The sequence below is a fragment of the Streptomyces sp. NPDC056948 genome (genome assembly GCF_042674225.1).
Taxonomy (GTDB): Bacteria; Actinomycetota; Actinomycetes; order Streptomycetales; family Streptomycetaceae; genus Streptomyces; species Streptomyces purpurascens.
Map to the genome: position 1 here is coordinate 1 of NZ_JBHUQX010000018.1, position 22143 is coordinate 22143.

Annotated in this window: 18 protein-coding genes and 1 riboswitch; of the genes, 3 read left to right on the forward strand and 15 right to left on the reverse strand. The window is 71.5% G+C overall.

What is annotated here, in order from left to right; translation table 11 throughout:
* Positions 1-34: 34 nt before the first annotated feature.
* From ACFTZL_RS04100 to ACFTZL_RS04140, 9 genes are all read right to left on the reverse strand, one after another.
* A complete protein-coding gene (locus tag ACFTZL_RS04100; RefSeq protein WP_382577990.1) occupies positions 35-1849 on the reverse strand; it encodes an ABC transporter ATP-binding protein in 1815 nt (604 codons plus the stop codon).
* A 283-nt stretch (positions 1850-2132) separates the two neighbouring features.
* Positions 2133-4796, reverse strand: coding sequence for an aconitate hydratase AcnA (acnA, locus tag ACFTZL_RS04105; RefSeq protein WP_382577992.1), 2664 nt, complete (start codon positions 4794-4796; stop codon positions 2133-2135).
* A 155-nt stretch (positions 4797-4951) separates the two neighbouring features.
* Positions 4952-5842, reverse strand: a complete 891-nt coding sequence (locus ACFTZL_RS04110) for an FCD domain-containing protein (protein ID WP_382577994.1) — start codon at positions 5840-5842, stop codon at positions 4952-4954.
* 79 nt (positions 5843-5921) lie between these two features.
* Positions 5922-6569, reverse strand: a complete 648-nt coding sequence (locus tag ACFTZL_RS04115) for a dihydrofolate reductase family protein (RefSeq protein ID WP_382577997.1) — start codon at positions 6567-6569, stop codon at positions 5922-5924.
* Between the two features lie 70 nt (positions 6570-6639).
* A complete protein-coding gene (locus tag ACFTZL_RS04120) occupies positions 6640-6882 on the reverse strand; it encodes a hypothetical protein (protein WP_382578000.1) in 243 nt (80 codons plus the stop codon).
* An 84-nt stretch (positions 6883-6966) separates the two neighbouring features.
* Entirely contained in the window at positions 6967-7299 is a 333-nt protein-coding gene (locus ACFTZL_RS04125; RefSeq protein WP_382578002.1) for an STAS domain-containing protein, read from the reverse strand.
* Positions 7296-8618, reverse strand: a complete 1323-nt coding sequence (locus tag ACFTZL_RS04130; protein ID WP_382578004.1) for a PP2C family protein-serine/threonine phosphatase — start codon at positions 8616-8618, stop codon at positions 7296-7298. Before ACFTZL_RS04130 ends, ACFTZL_RS04125 begins: the two co-directional genes overlap by 4 nt.
* A complete protein-coding gene (locus tag ACFTZL_RS04135) occupies positions 8618-9421 on the reverse strand; it encodes an alpha/beta fold hydrolase (RefSeq protein WP_382578006.1) in 804 nt (267 codons plus the stop codon). The genes ACFTZL_RS04130 and ACFTZL_RS04135 overlap by 1 nt, the downstream gene beginning before the upstream one ends.
* 118 nt (positions 9422-9539) lie before the next feature.
* Entirely contained in the window at positions 9540-10553 is a 1014-nt protein-coding gene (locus ACFTZL_RS04140; protein WP_382578008.1) for a LacI family DNA-binding transcriptional regulator, read from the reverse strand.
* A 126-nt stretch (positions 10554-10679) separates the two neighbouring features.
* Between ACFTZL_RS04140 and ACFTZL_RS04145 the strand changes: the two genes are divergently transcribed.
* Together ACFTZL_RS04145 and ACFTZL_RS04150 are read left to right on the forward strand one after the other, a co-directional pair.
* Positions 10680-12497, forward strand: coding sequence for a glycoside hydrolase family 2 protein (locus ACFTZL_RS04145; protein ID WP_382578010.1), 1818 nt, complete (start codon positions 10680-10682; stop codon positions 12495-12497).
* 26 nt (positions 12498-12523) lie between these two features.
* Complete coding sequence (locus ACFTZL_RS04150; RefSeq protein ID WP_382578012.1) at positions 12524-13963, forward strand: family 43 glycosylhydrolase; 1440 nt, start codon at positions 12524-12526, stop codon at positions 13961-13963.
* Between the two features lie 40 nt (positions 13964-14003).
* On the opposite strand, the gene ACFTZL_RS04155 is transcribed toward ACFTZL_RS04150, so the two are convergent.
* Positions 14004-14660: a maleylpyruvate isomerase N-terminal domain-containing protein gene (locus ACFTZL_RS04155; RefSeq protein ID WP_382578014.1), complete on the reverse strand. Its 657-nt coding sequence runs from the start codon at positions 14658-14660 to the stop codon at positions 14004-14006.
* 207 nt (positions 14661-14867) lie between these two features.
* On the opposite strand from ACFTZL_RS04155, the gene ACFTZL_RS04160 reads away from it, so the two are divergent.
* The gene (locus tag ACFTZL_RS04160) at positions 14868-16661 is read left to right on the forward strand and encodes an FAD-binding dehydrogenase (protein WP_382578017.1); all 1794 of its coding nucleotides are present in this window, start codon (positions 14868-14870) and stop codon (positions 16659-16661) included.
* A 62-nt stretch (positions 16662-16723) separates the two neighbouring features.
* On the opposite strand, the gene metE is transcribed toward ACFTZL_RS04160, so the two are convergent.
* The 5 genes from metE to ACFTZL_RS04185 all read right to left on the reverse strand — a co-directional run bounded on the left by metE (position 16724) and on the right by ACFTZL_RS04185 (position 22121).
* Complete coding sequence (gene metE, locus ACFTZL_RS04165) at positions 16724-19057, reverse strand: 5-methyltetrahydropteroyltriglutamate--homocysteine S-methyltransferase (protein ID WP_382578018.1); 2334 nt, start codon at positions 19055-19057, stop codon at positions 16724-16726.
* Between the two features lie 167 nt (positions 19058-19224).
* Positions 19225-19448, reverse strand: a riboswitch (cobalamin riboswitch).
* 27 nt (positions 19449-19475) lie between these two features.
* Positions 19476-20327, reverse strand: coding sequence for an energy-coupling factor ABC transporter ATP-binding protein (locus ACFTZL_RS04170; protein ID WP_382578021.1), 852 nt, complete (start codon positions 20325-20327; stop codon positions 19476-19478).
* Positions 20324-21073: a cobalt ECF transporter T component CbiQ gene (gene cbiQ / locus ACFTZL_RS04175; RefSeq protein WP_382578024.1), complete on the reverse strand. Its 750-nt coding sequence runs from the start codon at positions 21071-21073 to the stop codon at positions 20324-20326. Before cbiQ ends, ACFTZL_RS04170 begins: the two co-directional genes overlap by 4 nt.
* Before the next feature lie 5 nt (positions 21074-21078).
* Positions 21079-21423 carry an energy-coupling factor ABC transporter substrate-binding protein gene (locus tag ACFTZL_RS04180; protein ID WP_382578027.1) on the reverse strand — a complete coding sequence of 115 codons (345 nt, stop codon included), beginning with the start codon at positions 21421-21423 and terminating at the stop codon, positions 21079-21081.
* A complete protein-coding gene (locus ACFTZL_RS04185) occupies positions 21420-22121 on the reverse strand; it encodes an energy-coupling factor ABC transporter permease (RefSeq protein WP_382578029.1) in 702 nt (233 codons plus the stop codon). The genes ACFTZL_RS04180 and ACFTZL_RS04185 overlap by 4 nt, the downstream gene beginning before the upstream one ends.
* Positions 22122-22143 lie beyond the last annotated feature (22 nt).

Below are 22143 nucleotides of genomic sequence, written 5' to 3' on the forward strand. Positions count from 1 at the left end.
CCGCTGTGGGAGACGGCCGCCGCGGCGCCTCCGTTCACACCACCTCGGCCCGCCCCGGGTCGTCGTCCAGGAAGCCGCCCGACTGGTGCTGCCACAGCTTCGCGTAGGCCCCGTCGATCGCGAGCAACTCCTGGTGGGTGCCCTGCTCGACGATCCGGCCGCGGTCGAGGACGACGAGCTGGTCCATGGTGGCGACCGTGCTCAGCCGGTGCGCCACCACGAGCGCCGTCCGCCCGTCCATGAGCCGCCACAGCGCTTCCTGGACGAGCAGCTCGCTCTCGGAGTCCAGCGCGCTGGTCGCCTCGTCGAGCAGCAGGATCGGCGCGTCACGCAGGATCGCCCGGGCGAGGGCGACCCGCTGGCGCTGACCACCGGACAGCTTGATGCCGCGCTCGCCCACCATCGTGTCGAAGCCGTCGGGCAGGGCGTCGGCGAACTCGGTGACATGGGCCGCCTCGGCCGCCTGGCGGATCTCGGTGTCGGTGGCGTCCGGCCGGGCGAACGCGATGTTGTCCCGCAGGGTGCGGTGGAACATCGCCGGGTCCTGCGGCACATAGGCGATCCGGCTGCGCAGATCGGCCTGGCGCAGCCGGCTGATGTCCTGACCGCCGATCAGGATGCGGCCGGCGTCGACGTCGGTCATCCGCAGCAGCAGCCGGGTGAGCGAGGTCTTGCCGCCGCCGGACCGGCCGACCAGGCCGAGCTTCGCCCCGCTCGGCACGGCCAGGTCCAGCCCGTCGAACAGCGGTCGACCGCCACGGTGTGCGAAAGTCACCTTCTCGAAGCGGACGTCGGCCGCCCGGGAGCGCTGCGTTTCCGCCCTCGGCGGGTCGAGCACCGTCGGCGGCGTCAGCAGCAGTTCGGTGAACTGCGCGGCCTCCGTCATCGAGCCCTCCAACCGACGGTAGATCTGGTTGAACTCGAACATGATCCGGGTCGCGTTGCCGTAGTAGGCGAAGGCGACCACGATCGCCTCCACGCCGTGCGCGCCCCCGGCCAGCGTGACCGCGAGCAGCAGGCCCATCGCGTTGGTGAGCACGGACATCGGCGCGACCAGTGTGTCGATGCGCAGGTTGCCGTAGTCCCACGACCGCACGGTGAGCCGGCGCGACACCGCGACCCGGGAGCGGTGCTCGGCCGCCTCGCTCTTCTCCGCGGCGAACGCCCGTACGGTGTCCATGTTCATCAGGCTGTCGGCGACATGGCCCGACACCCGGGCGATCGCCTCCTCACGCTGGTCGACGATCCGCTGGCGGCGCCGGATGAGCGGCACGACCAGCACCGCCGTCAGCGCGATCATCACCAGCAGACCTACGACGAGCAGCGGTTCGTAGCGCCACAGCACCACCGCGCCGAACGCCAGCGGCACGAAGCTCCCCACGATCTGGAACGTCACCGTGTCCACGAACTGCTCGAAACGCGAGGCGAAGCTCAGGACCCGCTTGGTCAGCGACCCAGCGAAGTTGTCGTGGAAGAACGCGGCGTCCTTGGCGAACAGCTCGTCCATCCCGAGCACGTACAGATGCTCGATGCCGAGGGCTTCGACGCGGAAGAGGCAGTGCAGGGCGACGCGCCACAGTGCCTCCGCGAGCAGCAGGACACCGGCGAAACCGAGGACGTACGGCAGCGCCGAGTCGACCGTGACGTCCTGGTCGCCGGCGATGTCGCCGACGAGCTTGGCGACGATCAGCGGCGCCACGTAGTTGATTCCGATGTTGCCCAGCGCCATGAGCAGCATCGCGGGGACCGTCAGCCGGCGCAGCCGGGCCAACTCCCGTCCGTAGTAGCGAAGTGCGAGTAACACCGAGCGCTTGCCCGGCTGAACCCTGCGAGAATCAGGCGTTTCCATCCCACCCCTGTGTCGTCCTGTGGCAGCCCGGCACGCGCTGACGCGGCAGGGGCCATCGCCGCAACGAATGTGTGGATTTCGGTCGAGTCCGGCAGTGTCCCGCGATGGCGACCGCGGCGTCCAAGCGTTTTCCGGCCGGACGGTGGTGCGCGGGGGAGCGCCAAGGGGTGCGGCGCGCCCGACATCGCGGGGCGGGGCCTCGCCCACCCGGTCGCCATGATCATCACCACACCTGAGTGCCCGACGACCGGGACGATTCTGATCCCCCGAGTGGGGAGCCGGTTCAGGACGTGAGCGTACGGCGGACGACGTACGGCAGGATGCCGCCGTGGCGGAGGTAGGTCAGCTCCTGGCGGGAGAAGATCCGCAGCCGCAGGACCGCCGTGGTGTCCGCCCCCTGCCTCCTCCGGATCCTCAGCGTGATCCGGTTGGTCCCCACGGACAGGTCGTCGAGCTCTTCGAAGGCCAGGTCCTCCGCACCGGTGAGGGAGAATCCCGCACTGCTGACGCCCTCGGCGAACTCCAGGGGCAGGACGCCCATGCCGATCAGGTTGGAGCGGTGGATGCGTTCGTACGACTCGGCCACCACCGCCCGGACACCGAGGAGCGCCTGCGCCTTCGCCGCCCAGTCACGGCTGGAGCCGGCGCCGTAGTTGCGGCCCGCGACGACGACCAGGTCGTAGCCGGCGTCGCGGTAGGTGGCTGCCGCCTCGTACACGGGCAGGACGCGGGAGCCGTCGGCGGTGCACGCGTGACCGCCGGGGGCCGGCTGCTCGGCGAGGAGCCGGTTGGTGACGGCGGCGTTGGTGAAGGCGCTCCGCAGCATGACCTCGTGGTTGCTGCGGCGCGTGGAGTACTGGTTGAGGTCGCGGCGGGCGACCGAGCGGTCCGAAAGCCAGTGACCCGCCGGGCTGGCGGCGGGGATCGCGCCGGCCGGGGAGATGTGGTCGGTGGTGACGTCGTCCCCGAGGTGCAGCAGCGCCTTGGCCCGGTCGAGCCGCAGCCGGGCAGGGGGCTGTGAGGACAGGTCCGTCAGGTGCGGGGGGCGGCGGATGTACGTGGACTCCGGGTTCCAGGGGAAGCGGGTGCCGCCGGGCGCGTCGATCTCCTGCCAGGCCGGGGTGCCCTGCCGGATGCGGGCGGCGTTGGCGCGGAACATCTCCGGGCGTACGGACTCCCCGACCCGCGCGGCGACTTCCTCCTCGGAGGGCCACAGGTCCTTGAGGTGGACGGGACTTCCGTCGGGGGCGGTGCCCAGGGGCGTGCGGTCGAAGTCGTGCAGGACCGAGCCCGCCAGGGCGTAGGCGACGACCAGGGGCGGGGAGGCCAGGTACGACAGGGAGATCCGCGGATTGACCCGGCCGGCGAAGTTGCGGTTGCCGGACAGCACGGCGACGGGTTCGACGGTGCCGGCGGCGGCCCGTTCCTCCATCGCCGGGTGCAGCGGACCGGAGTTGCCTATACAGGTCATGCAGCCGAAGCCGACGATGTGGAAGCCGGTCTTCTCCAGGGCGGGCAGCAGTCCGGACGCCCGCAGATACTCCTCGACGACCCGTGAGCCGGGGGAGAGGGAGGTCTTCACCCAGGGCTTGGCGGTCAGCCCGGCGGCCACCGCCCGCTCGGCGAGGAGGCCCGCCTGCACGATCAGGGTGGGATTGGCCGTGTTGGTGCAACTGGTGATGGCGGCGATGGCCACAAGGCCGTCCGGCAGCGGCTCACCGAACGCGCCTGCTTCAGCATCAGTGTCGGTATCGGCTTCGGCCGTCGTGCCACGCCCGGAGTCGCGGAAGGAATCCGGTACGGCGGAGAGCGGCAGCCGCTGATGGGGCAAGTGCGGCCCGGCGAGGCTGGGTTCGACCGTGCCGAGGTCGAGGTCGATCACCTGGTCGTAGCGGGGCTCGGGGAGGTCGTCGGTGCGCTTGAGGCCCTGGGCGGTGAGGTAGGCGTCGACGAGCCGGACGTGCTCCTCGTCCCGGCCGCTGAGCCGGAGGTAGGCGGCGGTCTCGTCGTCGTGGGGGAAGAAGACGCAGGTCGCCCCGTACTCGGGGGCCATGTTGGAGACGGCGGCGCGTTCCGCCCAGCCCAGGGCCGTGACCCCGTCGCCGCAGAACTCGACGAACTTGTTCACCACGCCCTCGGCGCGCAGCAGTTCGGTCAGGGTCAGGGCGAGGTCCGTCGCGCCGACGCCCGGGCCCAGTCGGCCGGTCAGCCGGACACCGACCACCTCGGGGTACTGGATGGTGACGGGCTCGCCCAGCATGGCCGCCTGGCCCTCCAGACCACCGACGCCCCAGCCGACGACACCCAGCGCGTTGATCATCGGGGTGTGGCTGTCGGTGGCGACCAGCACGTCCGGATGCAGCCAGGGCGAGCCGTCGTCCCCCGCCTCCGCCACCCACACCACCCGGGCCAGCGCCTCCATGTTGACCTGGTGGATGATGCCGGTCCCGGGCGGGACGACCCGGAAGTTGTCCACGCTGCGCTCGGCCCACTTCACCATCGCGTACCGCTCGCCGTTGCGGCGGAAGTCGATCAGCAGGTTCCGCTCCACGGCGTCCGGACGGCCGTACTCCTCGACGATGACGGAGTGGTCCACCGTCAGATCGACCGGAATGGAGGGTTGCAGTAGGCCGGGATCCCCGCCCAGCTCGGCGAGGCTGTCGCGCATCGCGGCGAAGTCGGCCAGGGCCGGCAGGCACGTGGTGTCGTGCAGCATGATCCGGTTCGGATGCACCGGCACCTCACAGGTGCCCTTCCCGGCCCGTGCCCGGACGACCACATCCGCCAGGGCGTCCGGAGCGCACCGGTCGACGTTCTCCAGCAGGACCCGCACCGCGTACGGCAGTGTCCGCAGCTCCGCCGGCGGCAGCAGCCGGTCCAGCGGCCGGTAGCGGTAGGAGCGGCCGTCCACGGTGAGCACGGCAGGACTGGTGCGATCGGAACTCAAGACCTGACTCCGAGTCTCTCGGTGCGACGGTGAACGCCCACAGTATTGTCTCAAGCCGCGCATTGATACAACTTGCTCGATGGCGCCGCCCCGAAGGGGCGCGGGGAACTGCGCGACCAGCCATATCGGCCTCGCGGACAAACGGCCGACCGAAGCTAGGCCTCGTCGACGACCCCCGTCTTCACCGACCGCACCTTGTTCAGATGCTGGTGCAGGAAGGCCGACGCCTTCTCCAGATCCCCGCTCTCCACCAGGTCCAGAAGCCGCAGATGCTCCCGGGCCTGGCCGGTCAGCCGGGACCGGTCGACCTGATGCCGGTACTCGATCAGCCGGCGCAGCCGGTTCTGGCGCCGCACGGCATCCAGCAGGAACTGGTTCCCCGAGCACCCCACGAGCATCTCGTGGAACGACGCGTTGACCTGGAACAGCTCGGCCCGCGGCAGCAGCAGGATGTCACCGTGCAGCAGCGCCTCCTGCTGTTGCCGGTGCCGCGCGAAGGCCTCCGCGTCCACGGTGAAACCGGGTTCCAGCAGTGCCGCCGGCTCGACGACCATCCGGAACCGGTAGCTCTGGTCGTGTGCCTCGGCGGTCGCCATGACGCGCTGGAACTCCCAGCCCCGGCCGCCCGCCTTGCGACGCACCAGGTCCTCGGCCTCCATACGGGACAGCACCCGGTCGGCCTGGCGCGGGGTCAGCCGGTAGCGGCGGCTGATGTCGGCCGAGGTGAAGGAGCCGGTGAAGCGCCCGCCCACATAGTCGTCGGCGATCTCGAAGTACGCCGTCTGCTCCACGTCCGCGCCGTCACCGAGGTCGGGCCGGGCCAGGGCGCTCGCGTCCCGCGTGAGGTAGAAGCCGTGGTGGGGGACCCGGTCGAGGATGCCGACCTCGGCGAGGAAGAGCATCGCCTTGCGCACCGGAGTGCGCGAGACCTCCAGCGCGTCCGCCGCCCACTGCTCGGTGACGTGTGCGCCTTCGGTCAGTCCGCTGCGGCGGAACAGGTCCACCAGTCGGGTGGCCGTGGCGGTGGTCAGGTTCGGCCGTGACATCAGCCCCTGCGCTTCGTGCGTGGTCGGACGGAACGCCTCATCCTATGAACCCGGTCGCGGCGGGCCGCCCACAGGAAGCTCAGAGGCCCGTACGGGTGAACGTCATGTGCGTGACCCCGACGGGCGAGGAGGTGGCCTCGACCTCGTAGTCCTTCTCGAGGTCCTCCAGTCCGTCCCAGAGGCGTACGCCGCGGCCGAGCAGGAGGGGCACCACCGTGACGTGCATGTGGTCGATGAGCCCTGCCGCCAGGAAGTCGCGGATCACGGTGGGTCCCCCGCCGATACGTACGTCCTGCCCGTCCGCGGCCTCGCGGGCCGTCTCGAGCGCCTTGGCGGGCGAAACGTCGAGGAAGTGGAACGTCGTGCCGCCCTCCATCTCGATCGACGGGCGCGGGTGATGGGTGAGGATGAAGGTCGGTGTGTGGAACGGCGGGTTCGGCCCCCACCACCCCTTCCACTCCGGGTCGTTGTGCCATCCGGGGTAACCGAACTTCCCCGCGCCCATGATCTCGGCGCCGATCCCGGGCGTGTGCTGCCGTGCGAAGGCATCGTCGAGGCCACCGGTTCCGCCGGGTCGGCCGGTCATCTCATGCCAGAACCGCGTGGCGAACATCCACTCGTGCAGCCTTTCGCCGGCATGGCCGAACGGGGCCTCACGGCTCAGACCCTCACCGGTGCTGAAGCCGTCGAGCGAGATCGAGAAGTTGTGCACGCGAGCGAGTGACATGGCAGGCGGATCCCTTCCGTCTGGAAACGTCCTGTGCCCAATGTTCCAGGTCTCGGCGACCATCGCAGAGCTAGTCCCTGATCGCGGCGCGGACGAGCGCCTGCGATTGCTCGGCGGTGTGATTCAGCGGCTGCGTGCTGCGCTTGGCGCGGCACATGGCCACGGTCCCCTCGACCGCCGCGACGATCAGCGTCGCGAGCTGTGCGGCCTGCTCGGACCCGGCGCCGTGTTCGCGCGGCGAGGCGGCCAGCAGGCCCTCCCATTCCTCGGACACGTCGGCGGCGGCCACCAGAGCGGTGGGCGTCTCGTCCACGACGATCTGGCGCCACAGCGCGAGGAAGGCCCGCAGTCCGGCGACCGGGCCCGCCTCCAGCTCCTTGCGCAGACTGCCTGTGGGTCATGACGCGGGGCTGCTGTCCGGGAGCAGGGTGAAGACCTGGTCGAGACCCACGAGCGTGAGGACACGCAGCAGGTTCGCCGGCACCCCCGCCAGGACGATGCCGGCACCGGCCGCCAGGGCGTGCTGGCGGGCGGCGAGCAGGGCGGTGATGCCGGTGGAGTCGCAGAACTCGAGGCCGGACAGGTCGAGGACCAGGCGCTGCCCCGGTGTCAGAGGCACCTGGTCGACCTGGCGGCGCAGCTCGGGGGCGTGCGCGTAGTCCAGGTCGCCGGCCACGTCCAGAACGGGGCCGTTCGCGGTGTCGCGGTAACTGATGGTCAGCGTCTTCATGAGGGGAAACCCGTTGCGGGGCGTACGGGGGAGGAGTCGGTGGGGACACCGAGGGCGAGCAGGGCGGTGTCGTCGTCGAGCCCGTCGCCGAAGCTGTCCAGCAGCCCGGTGAGTGCGGTGATCACCTCGCCCGGGGCGGCGGGAGCGAGGTCGGCGCAGAAGGCGCGCAGCGCGTCCTCGCCGTACAGGTCGTCTCGGCCGGGGCCGGTGCGGGCCTCGGTGAGACCGTCGGTGTACAGCACGATCGTGTCGCCGGCGGCCAGGACGGTCTGCGCGGTGCCGATCGGTGCGCCGGGCAGGACGCCGACGAGGAGGCCGCCGGGGGTGGGCAGGAACTCGGCGCGGCCGTCGGACCGCAGGACCAGCGCCGGCGGGTGACCGCCGGAGGCGAGCCGCACGACCGTCGGGCCGTGGTCCCCGCCGGGCTCGACGATCCCGAAGATGCACGTGCAGTAACGGGGATCGCCGTCGGCCGTGTACCGCTCGTGCAGTACGGCGTTCAGCGTGGCCAGCGCCGCGGCCGGCTCGGGGTCGTGGTGGGCGGCGGCCCGGAGGGTGTAGCGGGTCAGCGAGGTGAGGGAGGCGGCCTCGGGGCCCTTGCCGCACACGTCGCCGAGGAAGAACGCCCACCGGTCGCCGGCGACGGGGAACAGGTCGTAGAAGTCGCCGCCGAGCTGGTCAGGGGCGGCCGTGTGGTAGTGCACGGCCGTCTCGAGACCCGGCACGTCGGGCAGCGAGTCCGGCACGAGGGACCGCTGCAGCACGGCCAGCGCGTCGGCCAGCCGGGCCCGGTCGGTCTCGGCCTGCCGCCGGGCCTCGTCCGCCTCGGCGTGGGCCCGCTCGGCCTCCTTGCGGCGGTGCAGGAGTTCCGTTTCGTAGGAGCGGCGGTCGGAGGCGTCGAAGACGGTGACCCGGATCAGCAGGGGATCGCCCCCGGTGCCGTACTTGACCACGGCGGAGACCAGCACCGGCAGCCGGCCGCCGCCCTGGCGCTTCAGTTCCAGGGCGATGCCGCGCAGCTCGCCCTGCATGCGCAGCAGCGGCGCGAAGTGCGTCTCGTGGTACAGCTTCCCGCCGATGGTGAGCAGATCCGCGAAGCGCTTGCGGCCCACCACGGCCTCGCGTTCCAGACCGAGCCAGTCCAGCAGCGTGGCGTTGATCTTGGCGATGGTGCCGTCCATCAGCGTGGACAGGTAGCCGCACGGTGCCGACTCGTAGAGGTCCTCCGCACTGTCCTCCAGCAGCGCGGTGAACGCCGCGTCCGTGCCCGCCTCGTCTCCGGTCCCGGCAGGCTCCGGCGCGCCGTTCGCGCGACTCATCACTTCAGGGACTCCAGGAAGTCGAGGATCGCCACGGCGGTGACCTCCGGCGCGCTGAGCTGCGGGCAGTGCCCGGTGGCGTCGAGGGTGACCAGACGGGAGGAGGGGATCGCCGTGTGCACATAGGCGCCGACCTCGCGGGGCGCGATGGCGTCCTGCTCGCACTCCAGTACGAGGGTCGGCACGGACACGCCCTTGAGGTCCTCGCGGCTGTCGGTCAGGAAGGTCGTACGCGCGAAGGCTCGCGCGATGTCGGGGTCGGTGGCGCAGAAGCTGTTGGTCAGCTCCTGACCCAGCTCCGGACGCTCCGGATTGCCCATGATCACCGGGGCCATCGCGGACGACCAGCCCAGATAGTTCGCCTCCAGGGAGTCCAGCAGCTCGTCGATGTCCTCGGTGCTGAAGCCGCCGCGGTATCCTTCGTCGTCGATGTAGCGGGGCGAGGGCGTCACCATCACGAGCGCCCCGATCCGCTCCGGCGCGGCCTGTGCCGCCAGCACCCCGACCATGGCGCTGACCGAGTGCCCCACGAACACCGCCTGCCGAAGGTCCAGCTCCTCGCAGACGTCGACGACATCGGACGCGTAGCCGTGCAGCGAGGAGTACCGCTCCTCGCTCCAGGCCGACAGATCCGACCCGCCGGAACCCACGTAGTCGAAGAGCACCACCCGGAACCGCTCCGCCAGAGCCGGCACCACCAGGCGCCACATGTTCTGGTCGCAGCCGAACCCGTGTGCCAGGACCAGCACCGGCGCGTCGTCGCGGCCGATGACGTTCACGTTGTTCCTGCGGCGGACGTCCATGCCGCCATGGTCCCACCTCGACCGGCACGGTTCGAAGCCGGGCCGGGCAGCGAAAGACGGCGGGCCGGGCAGCGGAACGGTCGACTGCGCAGGGCGAGGAAGGTCGCCCTGCCCCGGCTCAGCCCCCTGAGCTCTCCCGCACGATGAGCCGGTGCCGGGCCACATGGTCGCCCGGCGGCGCGGTGTCCGGGGCGTCGATCCGGGCCAGAAGCTGAGCGACGGCGGCCCGGGCGATCTCCTGCTTGTCCGGGGCGACGGTCGTGAGGGTGGGGACGCTGTAACGGGAGGCCTCGATGTCGTCGAAGCCGACCACGTCGAGATCGCCCGGCACGGAACGGCCCAGTTCGTGCAGGGCCCGCAGCGCGCCCAGGGCGAGATGGTCGTTCAGGCACAGCAGCGCGTCCGGGCGGGGGTCGCGCTCCGTCAGCGCGGCGGCGGCCCGTGCGCCGTCCTGCCAGTGATAAGCGTCCACCCGCACCACCAGGCCGGGCTCGAAGAGCAGGCCCGCCGCTTCGAGGGCCTCGCGGTAGCCGTCGGTGCGCAGCCGGTCGGTGCCCTGGCGGCCGTGCAGGGCGCCGCCGACCACCGCGATGCGCCGGCGGCCCCGGGACAGGAGGTGCTCGGTGGCCTCGCGCGCCGCACGCACATTGTCGATGCCGACATGGTCGGTGCCGCCCTCGGCGGAGCGCTCGCCGAGCAGGACCACGGGCAGGCGCCGGTCGCGGACGGCGAGATCACGCGGCTGCAGGGAGAGCGGACTCAGGATGACGCCGTCGGAGAACTGCGCGTCGAAACCGTGCAGCGCCGCCAGCTCCCGCTCGCGCACGGCCCCGGTCTGGTGCAGCAGGACGGTGTGCCCGCGCCGGTCGGCCTCGGCCATGACGTGCTTGGCCAGCTCGGCGAAGTAGGCCACGTCCAGCTCCGGGACCGCCAGGGTGATCATGCCGGTGCGACCCTGGCGCAGTTGCCGCCCGGCGATGTTGACGCGATAGCCCAGGGCGTCGATGGCCTCCTGGACGGCGGCGCGGGTCCGCTCCGACACATGCTCGAAGTTGTTGATCACATTGGAGACGGTCTTGGGGGAGACGCCGGCGTACTCCGCCACGTCCTTGATCCTGGGTCTGGCCGCCACGCTGTCCCGTCCTTCCGACTGCCGAGATCGTACCGACTGTGCTCATCGGACCGTCCGACGGGTTTACATCGATGTAAACCCATGGTGCCATGGGCACCGACCGGCCCACGCGACGCAGGGAGCCCCATGGACGTGCCCCGCCCCGAGTACCCGAGGCCACAGTTCGTCCGTGACGCCTGGCTGAACCTCAACGGCGCGTGGCAGTTCGAGACCGACCGGTCGGACACCGGCCTGGAACGCGGGCTGGCGTCGCGCGAACTCACCGGCACGATCGTCGTCCCGTTCTGCCCGGAGTCGGAGCTCTCCGGGGTCGGGGACACGGACTTCATGGAGGCGGTCTGGTACCGGCGGACCGTGACCGTGCCCGCGGACTGGGCCGGCGCCCGGGTGCTGCTGCACTTCGGGGCCGTGGACCACGACACCACCGTCTGGGCCGGCGGCCGTGAAGTCGCCCGGCACCGCGGGGGCTTCACGCCGTTCACCGCCGACCTCGGCGAAGTCGCCGTCCCCGGCGAGGAACTGACCATCGTCGTGCGGGCCCGGGACAGCCGCCACGGCGTCCAGGCGCGCGGCAAGCAGGCGACCTGGTACGCCAACTCCCACTGCCACTACACCCGGACGACCGGAATCTGGCAGACCGTGTGGCTGGAGCCGGTCCCGCGCACCGTCGCCCTCGGCAGACCCCGCATCACGCCCGACCTCGCCTCGGGCTCCTTCTTCCTGGAACTCCCGCTCTCCGCCAACGCGCCCGGCCACCGCGTCCGTGCCACGCTCGCCGACGGCCGCGGGGACGTCGTCGCCGCCGAGGTGCGTGCCGACCTCGACCTGTGTCCCCGGATCGTCCTGCCCGTGCCCGCCGACCGCCTGCGCGTCTGGTCACCGCGGGATCCGCACCTGTACGGCCTGACCCTGGAGGTCCTCGACGCGTCCGGGGCGGTCGTCGACACGGCACGCTCCTACGCCGGCCTGCGCTCGGTCGCCGTCCACGGCAAGCGGCTGCTGCTGAACGGCGAACCCGTCTTCCAGCGGCTCGTCCTCGACCAGGGCTACTACCCGGACGGCCTGATGACCGCCCCCACCGACGCCGACCTCGTCCGGGACATCGAACTGGGCCTGCGCGCCGGCTTCAACGGCGCCCGTCTGCACCAGAAGGTCTTCGAGGAGCGCTACCTCCACCACGCCGACCGGCTCGGCTACCTGGTCTGGGGCGAGTTCGGCGACTGGGGCTGCGAGACCGGCGTACGCGACGACAACCAGCGCCCCGACGCCTCCTACGTCACCCAGTGGCTGGAGGCCCTGGAGCGCGACCACTCCCACCCCTCGATCGTCGGCTGGTGCCCCCTGAACGAGACGTACCAGCCGCTGCACGACCGCATCACGCGGCTCGACGACGTCACCCGGGCTATGTTCCTGGCCACCAAGCGGGCCGACCCCAGCCGCCCGGTGATCGACGCGTCCGGCTACGCCCACCGGGTGCCGGAGACCGATGTCTACGACTCGCACTGCTACGAGCAGGACCCCGACGCCTTCGCCAAGGCGATGGAGGGTCTGGCGCAGGACCGGCCGTACGTCAACCGGGCGCCGGACGGCGGGCCGTGGTCGGTGCCCTACCGTGGACAGCCGTACTTCTGCAGCGAGTTCGGCGGTATCTGGTGGGACCCGGAGGCGGCGGCCGGCACGGCGGGCGACGACCAGGACACCTCCTGGGGCTACGGGCAACGGCCGCGCGGCGCCGATGAGTTCGTCGCCCGCTTCACCGGCCTGACCGGCGTACTGCTCGACGACCCGGACATGTTCGGCTACTGCTACACCCAGCTCACCGACGTCTTCCAGGAACGCAACGGCGTCTACCGCTTCGACCGCTCCGAGAAGGTCGACACCACGCTCCTGCGCGACGCCCAGACCCGCCCGGCCGCCTTCGAGGACGCGCCACGGCGTCCGTGACTACAACGATGCAAGGAGAACCGCACATGCGCTTACGGTCCCGAAGTTCACTGTTCGCCGTCCTCCTGGCCCTGCTGCTCGGGCTCACCGCCGTCCCGTCGGCGGCCGGCGGCGCCGCCCAGCCGAAGGCCGCCGCCGGCACCTTCCGCAACCCGCTCAACCCGGGCCCCGACCCGTACGTCTCGCACTGGAAGGGCAACTACCACCTCACCACCACCCAGGGCGACAGCATCCGCATGTGGCGCTCGCCCTCGCTGAGCACCCTGCTCACCTCGGACCCGGTGACCGTGTGGAAGGACACCGACAGCTCCCGCGACCGCAACATCTGGGCGCCCGAGTTCTACCGCTTCGGCGACCGCTGGTACCTCTACTACACGGCCGACGACGGGGTCGACGAACACCACCGGCTGTACGTCCTGGAGTCCGAGCGGGACGACCCGGCAGGACCGTACCGCTTCAAGGCGAAGCTCACCCCGCCCAACCACGCCGACAAGTACGCCATCGACCCCGGCGTCTTCCAGCACAACGGCCGCCTCTACCTCGCCTACGCCGGCCTCAACCAGTACCAGCACAACGGCCTCAACATCGCCCCGATGTCCAACCCCTACACCGTCTCCGGTGACGCCGTCCCCCTCGACGCCGCCGGCGGCTGCCCCGAGGTGCGCGAGGGGCCGGAGTTCCTCCACCGCAACGGCCGTACCTGGATGACGTATTCGACCTGCGACACCGGCAAGCCGGACTACCAGGTCTGGATGATGTCCCTGCGCGACGGCGCCGACCCGCTCGTGCCCGGCAACTGGACCCAGCACGCGGGACCGCGGTTCTCGCGCGCCGACGACCGCGGTGTGTACGGCCCCGGCCACCACGCCTTCTTCCGCTCACCCGACGGCACCGAGGACTGGATCGTCTACCACGCCAAGACGACCTCGACGAACACCTACACCGACCGCACGACCCGGGCCCAGAAGATCACCTGGAACACGGACGGCAGCCCGAACCTCGGTCGACCGCTCGCCCTGGGCGCCACCCAGGACCTGCCCTCCGGCGACCCCGGATCCGGCACGTACTGGATCAACGACGACGGCCGCTCCAGCGGCGCCGGCAGCGTGGCCTACACGGGCAGCTGGAACTCCGGCACCGGCTGCGCCACCCAGTGCTTCTGGAGCGACGACCACTGGAGCGACCGGGCCGGCGCCACCGCCACCCTCACCTTCACCGGGACCCGCGTCGCCCTGCTGTCCGTCCGCGACACCGGCAACGGCATCGCCGGGATCAGCGTCGACGGCGGAGCCGAACAGCGCGTCGACTTCCACGGTGCGATCCGCACCGGCGAGAAGCTGCAGTACGTCAGCCCCAAGCTGCCGTACGGGCGGCACACCCTGCGGATCCGGGTCACCGGGGAGCACAACGCCCAGTCCACGGGCGCGTTCGTGAGCGTGGACCGTGCGGAGGTGTACACGAACTGACGGACGGCCGGGCAGGGCCGGGGAGGGTCGGGGAGTCGGGTCAGCCCAGGTAGAGCGGGAGTTTCGAGGCCGGCCCGCCGAGTTCGGCCCGCTCCGCCTCCGTGGGTGCCCGCCTCCCCGTGCCCACCAGCAGCGCGTCCAGGTCATGGAACGACGCGGGGAATACGCTTCCCGCGATCCGCTCCAGCAACTGGCGGGAGCGTGCGAGCCCCTCCGCCGGCGGCTGCGCCGCGTCCGGGAGATGCGCGATCAGGTCGAGGTGGTGCAGCGTCCACTCCAGGACGTACACCGAGAGATAGTCCTCCACGGTGAGCACCTCGTCGCGGGTGCCGACCCGGCCGGCCGGGTCGGCGAGCCGGGCGGCGCGGCCGGCGGCGGAGCCGACGTCGTCCAGGTGGAACGTGAGCAGGTGCGGATCCTCGTACGCGGCGGCGAGCCGGACGGTCAGCGCGTCGAGCGGGTCGTCACCGGTCGGCGGCGTGTCGGCGACCTCCCAGTAGGTCACCGTGTCACGGGTCGGCTCCCGGTCGGACGGGGTGGCGAGGGTGATCAGGACGTCCTGGGCGTCGATGACCAGATGGCACACCAGGTCCCGCACCAGCCAGCCCGTACAGCCGGACGGCCGGGCGAAGTCCTCGTCGGCCAGGTCGGAGACCGCCGCGCGCAATGCCGTCCAGGAGCGTGAGAAGAGATCCACCTCGGCAACGTAGTGCCGTGCCGCGAGGGCGGACAACCGCATTTCGGGCGGCCGGTACGTATCCCTGCCAACTCCCGGACCGCGCCCATGAGTTCATCGGCCCAGCACTCTGGCGGCCTCGAGAACTCCTGGGCTACCGTCGGTAACACCCCTGGTTGCCACAGGGGCCTCTCCCGACCCCTGCGCACCTCCTCCGGAAGGCGGCCCATGGAAGACCCGTCAGAACCCGCCGCGTTCACCCGCCGCCGTGCCCTGACCGTGGCGGGCGGTGTGCTCGCCGGTGCCGCGTTCGCGCAGTCGACGTTCCCGGCCTTCGCGGCCGGCGCCGGATCGTCGGACGCGGACGCCATCGTCGTCGGCCACGGTCTCGCCGGGCTCGTCGCCACCGCCGAACTGGCCGCCGCCGGACGCAAGGTGCTGCTGCTCGACCAGGAGCCGGAGGCGGGCCTGGGCGGGCAGGCATTCTGGTCCTTCGGCGGGCTGTTCTTCGTCGATTCCCCTGAGCAGCGGCTCATGGGCATCAAGGACTCGCAGGAACTGGCCTGGCAGGACTGGCTGGGCACGGCCGGCTTCGACCGTGGCATCACCGACCCGTCGGGCCAGGACCACTGGGCCCACAAGTGGGCCGAGGCGTATGTGGACTTCGCCTCGGGGGAGAAGCACTCCTGGCTCGCGGGGCTCGGTATGCAGTGGTTCCCGATCGTCGGCTGGGCCGAGCGCGGCGGCGGCCTCGCGGACGGGCACGGCAACTCCGTACCCCGCTTCCACGTCACCTGGGGCACCGGTCCCGCCGTGGTCGAGCCCTTCGAGAAGAGGGTGCGCGCGGCCGTGGAGGACGGCAAGGTGACGTTCAGGTTCCGCCACCGCGTGGACGACCTGATCGTCACGAACGGTGCCGTCACCGGGGTACGCGGAAAGGTCCTGGAGCCCAGCAGCGCGGCACGCGGCACGCCCAGCTCCCGCAAGGTCGTCGGTGACTTCGAACTGAACGCCCCCGTCGTGGTCGTCACCTCGGGCGGCATCGGCGCCAACCACGACCTCGTCCGGCAGAACTGGCCCGCGCGCCTCGGTACGCCCCCGAAGTCCATGATCACGGGTGTGCCCGCGCACGTGGACGGCCGGATGCTCGCGATCACCGAGAAGGCGGGCGGACGGATCGTCAACCCCGACCGCATGTGGCACTACACCGAGGGCCTGAAGAACTACGACCCGATCTGGCCCGACCACGGCATCCGCATCCTGCCCGGCCCGTCCTCCATGTGGTTCGACGCCACGGGCAAGCGTTTCTCCAGCCCCGACATCCCGGGCTACGACACGCTCCACACGCTCAAGTCGATCACCGACACCGGCTACGACTACTCCTGGTTCGTCACGACCCAGAAGATCATCGCCAAGGAGTTCGCGCTCTCCGGCTCGGAACAGAACCCGGACCTCACCGAGAAGAACGTCTGGAAGCTGCTCTCGCGCATCTGGCAGACCCCCGAGCCGATCGAGCGGTTCAAGGAGAAGGGCGAGGACTTCGTCGTCGCCAAGACCCTGCCCGAACTGGTCGCCGGCATGAACAAACTGACGGGGGACGACCTGATCGACCTGGCCGGTCTGCAGCGGCAGATCGAGGCCCGCGACCGCGAGATCGCCAACCCGTACACCAAGGACGCCCAGGTGATGGGCATCCGCAACGCCCTCGCCTACCCCGGTGACACCCTCAGCCGCACCGCCTCCGCCCACCGGATCCTGGACACAAGCGCGGGCCCGCTGATCGCCGTACGCCTCAACATCCTCACCCGCAAGACCCTCGGCGGCCTTCAGACCGACCTCTCCGGCCGCGTCCTGAACGCCTCCGGCAAGCCGATCAGCGGGCTGTACGCGGCCGGCGAGGTCGCCGGCTTCGGCGGAGGCGGCGTCCACGGCTACCGCTCCCTCGAGGGCACCTTCCTGGGCGGCTGCCTGTTCTCGGGCCGTGTGGCGGGACGGGCGGCGGCAGCGGCGACCGCGACCTGATCGGGTCGGGGCTGCCCCGACCGGGGGCGGGCCATGCCTCAGCCCGCCCCCGGCCCCGGCCGTCAGGTGAGTCCGGGCCGCTGCCCGTCCAGTTCGGCGCGGACGGTCCGGGCCGCCGCGACCAGGTTCTCCAGGGACGCGCGGGTTTCGGCCCAGCCGCGGGTCTTCAGGCCGCAGTCGGGGTTGACCCACAGCCGCTCGGCGGGGATGGCCTTCAGGCCGGTGCGCAGCAGGTCGGCCGCCTCCTCAGCGCCGGGAACGCGCGGGGAGTGGATGTCGTAGACACCCGGCCCCGCCTCGCGCGGATAGCCGTGCGAGGCGAGTTCGCGGGCGACCTGCATATGGGAGCGGGCGGCCTCCAGGCTGATGACGTCCGCGTCGAGAGCGTCGATGGCCTGCACGATGTCGCCGAACTCGGCGTAGCACATGTGCGTATGGATCTGCGTGTCCGGTCGCACGCCACCCGTGCTGAGCCGGAAGGCCTCCGTGGCCCACCCCAGATACTCCGGCCGGTCGGCGGCACGCAGCGGCAGCGTCTCGCGCAGGGCGGGCTCGTCGACCTGGATGACCGACGTCCCGGCCGCCTCCAGGTCCTTCACCTCGTCGCGCAGGGCGAGAGCGACCTGCCGGGCCGTCTCGGCACGCGGCTGGTCGTCGCGGACGAAGGACCAGGCGAGCATGGTGACCGGGCCGGTGAGCATGCCCTTGACCGGACGGTCCGTGAGGGACTGCGCGAACCTCGTCCAGCGCACGGTCATCGGCTCGGGGCGGGAGATGTCGCCGGCCAGGATCGGGGGGCGGACGTAGCGGGTGCCGTAGGACTGGACCCAGCCGTGCTGCGTGGCGAGACAGCCGGTGAGCTGCTCCGCGAAGTACTGGACCATGTCGTTGCGTTCGGCCTCGCCGTGCACCAGGACGTCCAGACCGGTCTTCTCCTGGAAGGAGATCACCTCCTGGATCTCGGCCTTGATGCGCTCCTCGTATCCGGCCGTGTCGATACGGCCCGCTCGCAGGTCCGCGCGGGCGGAACGCACCTCACCGGTCTGCGGGAAGGAGCCGATCGTGGTGGTCGGCAGCAGGGGCAGACCCAGCCGGGCGCGCTGGGCGGCGGTCCGCTCGGCGTACGGCAGCGAGCGGCGGGCGTCCGCCTCGGACACCGCCGCCGTGCGGGCGCGGACGGCCGGGTCGCGGGTGATCGGGGAGTTCGCCCGGGAGGACAGGTCCGCCCGGTTCGCGGCGAGTTGCGCGCCGATCGTGTCCGTGCCCTGCGCGAGACCGCGCGCGAGGGTGACGATCTCGGCGGTCTTCTGCTGAGCGAAGGCGAGCCAGCGCAGGACCTGCGGCTCGATGTCCCGCTCCGCCCCCGTGTCCAGCGGCACGTGCAGAAGGGAGCAGGAGGCCGAGACGTCGACCCGGTCGGCCAGGCCGAGGAGCGTGCCGAGCCGGGAGAGCGAGGCCGGCAGGTCGTTGATCCAGATGTTGCGGCCGTCTACGACACCGGCGACCAGTCGCTTGCCCGGCAGACCGCCCACCGCGGCCAGCTCGTCCAGGTTGGCCGCCGCCGACTCCGTGAAGTCCACCGCGAGTCCCTCGACCGGTGCCTTCGCCAGCACCGGCAGGGCGTTCCCGAGCCGGTCGAAGTACGAGGCGACCAGCAGCTTCGAGCGGTCGGTGAGGGCCCCGAGGTCGCGATAGGCACGCTCGGCGGCGTTCAGTTCGGCCGGGGTCCGGTCCTGGACCAGGGCCGGTTCGTCCACCTGGACCCACTCGGCGCCCGCCGCGCGCAGGTCGGCTAGGACCTCGGCGTACACGGGCAGCAGCCGGTCCAGGAGCGTGAGCGGCTCGAAGTCGGCGGGCACACCCGGGGCGGGCTTGGCGAGGAGCAGATAGGTGACGGGGCCGACGAGGACGGGACGCGCGGTGTGGCCGAGCGCCAGCGCTTCGCGCAGCTCGGCGACCTGCTGGGACGAGTCGGCGGTGAACACCGTGTCCGGACCCAGCTCGGGCACCAGGTAGTGGTAGTTCGTGTCGAACCACTTGGTCATCTCCAGCGGCGCCACGTCCTGTGTGCCACGCGCCATGGCGAAGTAGCCGTCCAGGGCGTCCACCTCGAGGGCGTCCCGGTGGCGGCCGGGGGTCGCGCCGACCATGACGGTGGTGTCCAGGACGTGGTCGTAGAACGAGAAGTCGCCCGTCGGGACCTCGTCGATGCCGGCGTCGGCGAGCTGCCGCCAGTTCGAGGCGCGCAGGCCGGCGGCGGTGGCCCGGAGGGCGTCGGCGGTGACGCGGCCCTTCCAATAGCCCTCGATCGCCTTCTTCAGTTCCCGGTTCTGTCCCTGGCGGGGGTAGCCGTACACGGTGGCCCGTGCTGCCGCGGCTGCGGGCTTGGTGGTCACGGAGATCTCCTTCGCGAGACGAATCCCTGAGATCCCGGCGACGGGACGAGAGCGCGAAGGGCGACGGACCGGACGGAAGCGACCTCGCGCAGCAGCAACAGCACGGTCGTCCGCCTGGTATGTACGCCGACCCGCCCTCGAGGTCACCGGGAGTCCGCGCACGAGTCGTCCGCGCGCGGGCAGATGGCAGGTCTTCGGACTCGCGGGCACGTCCTCACCATGTGAGAACACCTACTGGCCGTCGCTTCCCAGGCCCTGTTCGTGGGCCCAGTGCGTATGACGGCGGTCGTTCCCGCTCACCGCTGCGGGGCAGTCCCGGATTCCCACCGGGTTCCCTCTTGCGACGCGTCCCGCCTGGCTGACGGGGCGAACCAGCTGCACCGCCAGCCTATACACGGGGAGGCCGCGGAAGCGACCCTCAGCCGCCGCTCCCCAGACGCTCCGCCGTGAGGGCGGCCAGTTCGTCCGGGGTGCGCGGGCCGGGCGCCGACTCCGTCAACAGCCCCTGGGCACGCAGCAGTTCGGCGGCGGCCGCACCCCACGGCAACCGCAGTCCCGCCTGCCGGAGGAGATCGGTTCGGGCCAGTGCCGTGGGCGCGGGAGCGACGTGCACACCGTCCGGGGTGAGGAGCGCCGCGTCGTCGGCCCAGCGCAGGGCGAGATCGACGTCGTGGGTGGCCATCACCACCGTGGTGCCGCTCGCACGCAGCCCGTCCAATGTGGTGAGGAGCCGTTCCTGGCCGTCGGGGTCGAGTCCGGCCGTCGGCTCGTCGAGGACGAGGACACGGGGCCGCATGGCGACCGCGCCCGCGATGGCGGTCCGCTTGCGCTGCCCGTAGGAGAGCAGATGGGTGGGCCGGTCGGCCAGGCCGGTGATGTCCAGGGCGGCCAGCGCCTCCGCCACCCGCGCCCGCACCTCCGTATCGGACAGTCCGAGGTTCAGCGGCCCGAACGACACGTCCTGCTCGACCGACGCCGCGAAAAGCTGGTCGTCGGGGTCCTGCACCACGAGCTGGACGGTCGTCCGCAGCCGGGTCAGGCCCTTGCGGTCGTACGTCACCGGCTGCCCGGCGACCGTCAACCGCCCCTTGTGCGGGCGCAGTCCGCCGCTGAGCAGCCGCATCAGCGTGGTCTTGCCGCTGCCGTTGCGGCCGAGCAGCGCGAGCGCGCGCCCCTCGCGGATGTCGAAGTCGAGGCCGCTGAGCACGGCCGGACCGTCCTCGTAGGCGAAGGACGCGCCCCGCAGGGCGACGAGGGCGGGCTCGCTCATGTCAGCGGCCTTTCCAGTACGAAGGTGAGGACGGCCAGCGTCGCGAGGAGCGCGCAACTGGCGACCGTGAAGCGGACGGAGACGCGGGCCTCGGGCACCAGGACACGCAGGGTGCCGTCGTAGCCGCGCCCGGCGAGACCGGCCTGGAGCCGGGCCGCCCGGTCGAAGGCCCGGACGAACGCGGTGGCGCCGAGTCCGCCCAGCGAACGCCAGGCGGCGGCCCGCGTGGTGTGCCCGAGCCGGGCGGCCTGCGCGTCACGGATCCGGCGCACGGAGTCCAGCAGCAGGAAGCTCATGCGGTACGTCACGAGCGCGACATCGACGACCGGCGCCGGGACGCCGGCCCGGACCAGGCGCGGCAGCAGGTCGGACATGGGCGTGGTGAAGGCGAACAGCAGCACCCCCAGGGAGGCCGCCGAGGTGCGCAGCAGCAACTCCCCGGCCCGCAGGGGCCCGCCGCCCGCGAGGGAGACGAAGCCTTCCGGCCCGCCGACCTGGACGAGCAGCGTGAGAGCGCCGGTCACGCAGAAGCCCAGCGGCACGCGGTAGGCCCGCCACAGCCGGCGGCCGGGCACACCGGCCGGCCCCAGCAGCAGGGACACGGCCGTCACCAGCACCAGGGCCGCGCCCGGCCAGGGCGGCAGCGAGATGGCCAGCACGGTGAGTCCGAGTCCGAGCACGGCCTTGTCCACGGGATGGCGGTGGCGCCAGCGACTGCTGTGCGCCGCCGCGTCGATCGGCAGCACGCGGCTCAGGCCCTTTCGGCCGTGGACTCCTCGGCGTCCCGCTCCCGCGCCTGCTGCTCACCCTGCCGCCGGCCCCGGCGCAGACCGAAGTAGTAGGCGAGGACACCGGCGCCGAGCGCCGCCTGCAGGGAGAACAGGGCCGACTCGATCTCACCCGACGGCGGCTCGTACAGCGGCGAGAACCAGGGCTTGTAGTCCGGCTCGATCTCGGTGATCGCCGTCTCCGCCTCACCGTCGGCGCCCGTGAACGGCTCCTCCTTGTGGTCGCCGAGGCCGAGCGCGAGCGGCAGTACGGCGAGCGCGATCACGGCGAGCAGCAACAGGAGGTTGATCTTCGTGTTCTTCTTCATCGGGCCACTGCCTCGGTCTCGGTCACGGACTGCTTCTTGGCGAGGAGCACACCCAGCCGGGTCAGTTCTCCCTTGCTGGACTGCACCAGCAGCCGCATCACGAGCACCGTCAGCAGCCCCTCGCTCACCGCGAGCGGGATCTGGGTGACGGCGAAAATGGTGCCGAACTTGCCGAGCGCGCCCACGAACCCGCTGCCCGGGTCGGGGAAGGCGAGCGCCAGTTGCACGCTGGTGACGCAGTACGTGGACAGGTCGGCGAAGAACGCCCCGAAGAAGACCGCGACCATCAGCGGCACGTCGTACCGCCGCAGCAGTTTGTAGACGGCGTATCCGGCCCAGGGCCCGACGATCGCCATGGAGAAGACATTGGCGCCGAGCGTGGTCAGACCGCCGTGTGCGAGCAGCAGCGCCTGGAAGAGCAGGGTGATGGTGCCCAGCACCGCCATGATGGGTGGCCGGAACAGGATGGCCCCCAGGCCCGTTCCGGTGGGGTGGGAGCAACTGCCGGTGACCGACGGCAGTTTCAGGGCGGACAGGACGAACGTGAAGGCACCGGAGGCACCGAGGAGCAGGGTGCTCTCGGGGTGCTCGCGCACCTCACGGGTGAGCGACCGGACCCCGTGGACGACGAACGGCGCCGACGCGACGCTCCAGGCGACCGCGTGTGCGGGCGGCAGAAAACCCTCGGCTATGTGCATGGCTCAGCAGACCCTCTCCAGC

Excerpts from the sequence above, each read along its gene's own strand:
- ACFTZL_RS04185 (WP_382578029.1), bottom strand. The coding sequence starts at position 22,121 with ATGCACATAGCCGAGGGTTTTCTGCCGCCCGCACACGCGGTCGCCTGG.
- ACFTZL_RS04115 (WP_382577997.1), bottom strand. The coding sequence starts at position 6,569 with ATGTCACTCGCTCGCGTGCACAACTTCTCGATCTCGCTCGACGGCTTC.
- ACFTZL_RS04110 (WP_382577994.1), bottom strand. The coding sequence starts at position 5,842 with ATGTCACGGCCGAACCTGACCACCGCCACGGCCACCCGACTGGTGGAC.
- ACFTZL_RS04130 (WP_382578004.1), bottom strand. The coding sequence starts at position 8,618 with ATGAGTCGCGCGAACGGCGCGCCGGAGCCTGCCGGGACCGGAGACGAG.
- ACFTZL_RS04145 (WP_382578010.1), top strand. The coding sequence starts at position 10,680 with ATGGACGTGCCCCGCCCCGAGTACCCGAGGCCACAGTTCGTCCGTGAC.
- ACFTZL_RS04170 (WP_382578021.1), bottom strand. The coding sequence starts at position 20,327 with ATGAGCGAGCCCGCCCTCGTCGCCCTGCGGGGCGCGTCCTTCGCCTAC.
- ACFTZL_RS04135 (WP_382578006.1), bottom strand. The coding sequence starts at position 9,421 with ATGGACGTCCGCCGCAGGAACAACGTGAACGTCATCGGCCGCGACGAC.
- ACFTZL_RS04180 (WP_382578027.1), bottom strand. The coding sequence starts at position 21,423 with ATGAAGAAGAACACGAAGATCAACCTCCTGTTGCTGCTCGCCGTGATC.
- ACFTZL_RS04125 (WP_382578002.1), bottom strand. The coding sequence starts at position 7,299 with ATGAAGACGCTGACCATCAGTTACCGCGACACCGCGAACGGCCCCGTT.
- ACFTZL_RS04100 (WP_382577990.1), bottom strand. The coding sequence starts at position 1,849 with ATGGAAACGCCTGATTCTCGCAGGGTTCAGCCGGGCAAGCGCTCGGTG.
- ACFTZL_RS04160 (WP_382578017.1), top strand. The coding sequence starts at position 14,868 with ATGGAAGACCCGTCAGAACCCGCCGCGTTCACCCGCCGCCGTGCCCTG.
- ACFTZL_RS04150 (WP_382578012.1), top strand. The coding sequence starts at position 12,524 with ATGCGCTTACGGTCCCGAAGTTCACTGTTCGCCGTCCTCCTGGCCCTG.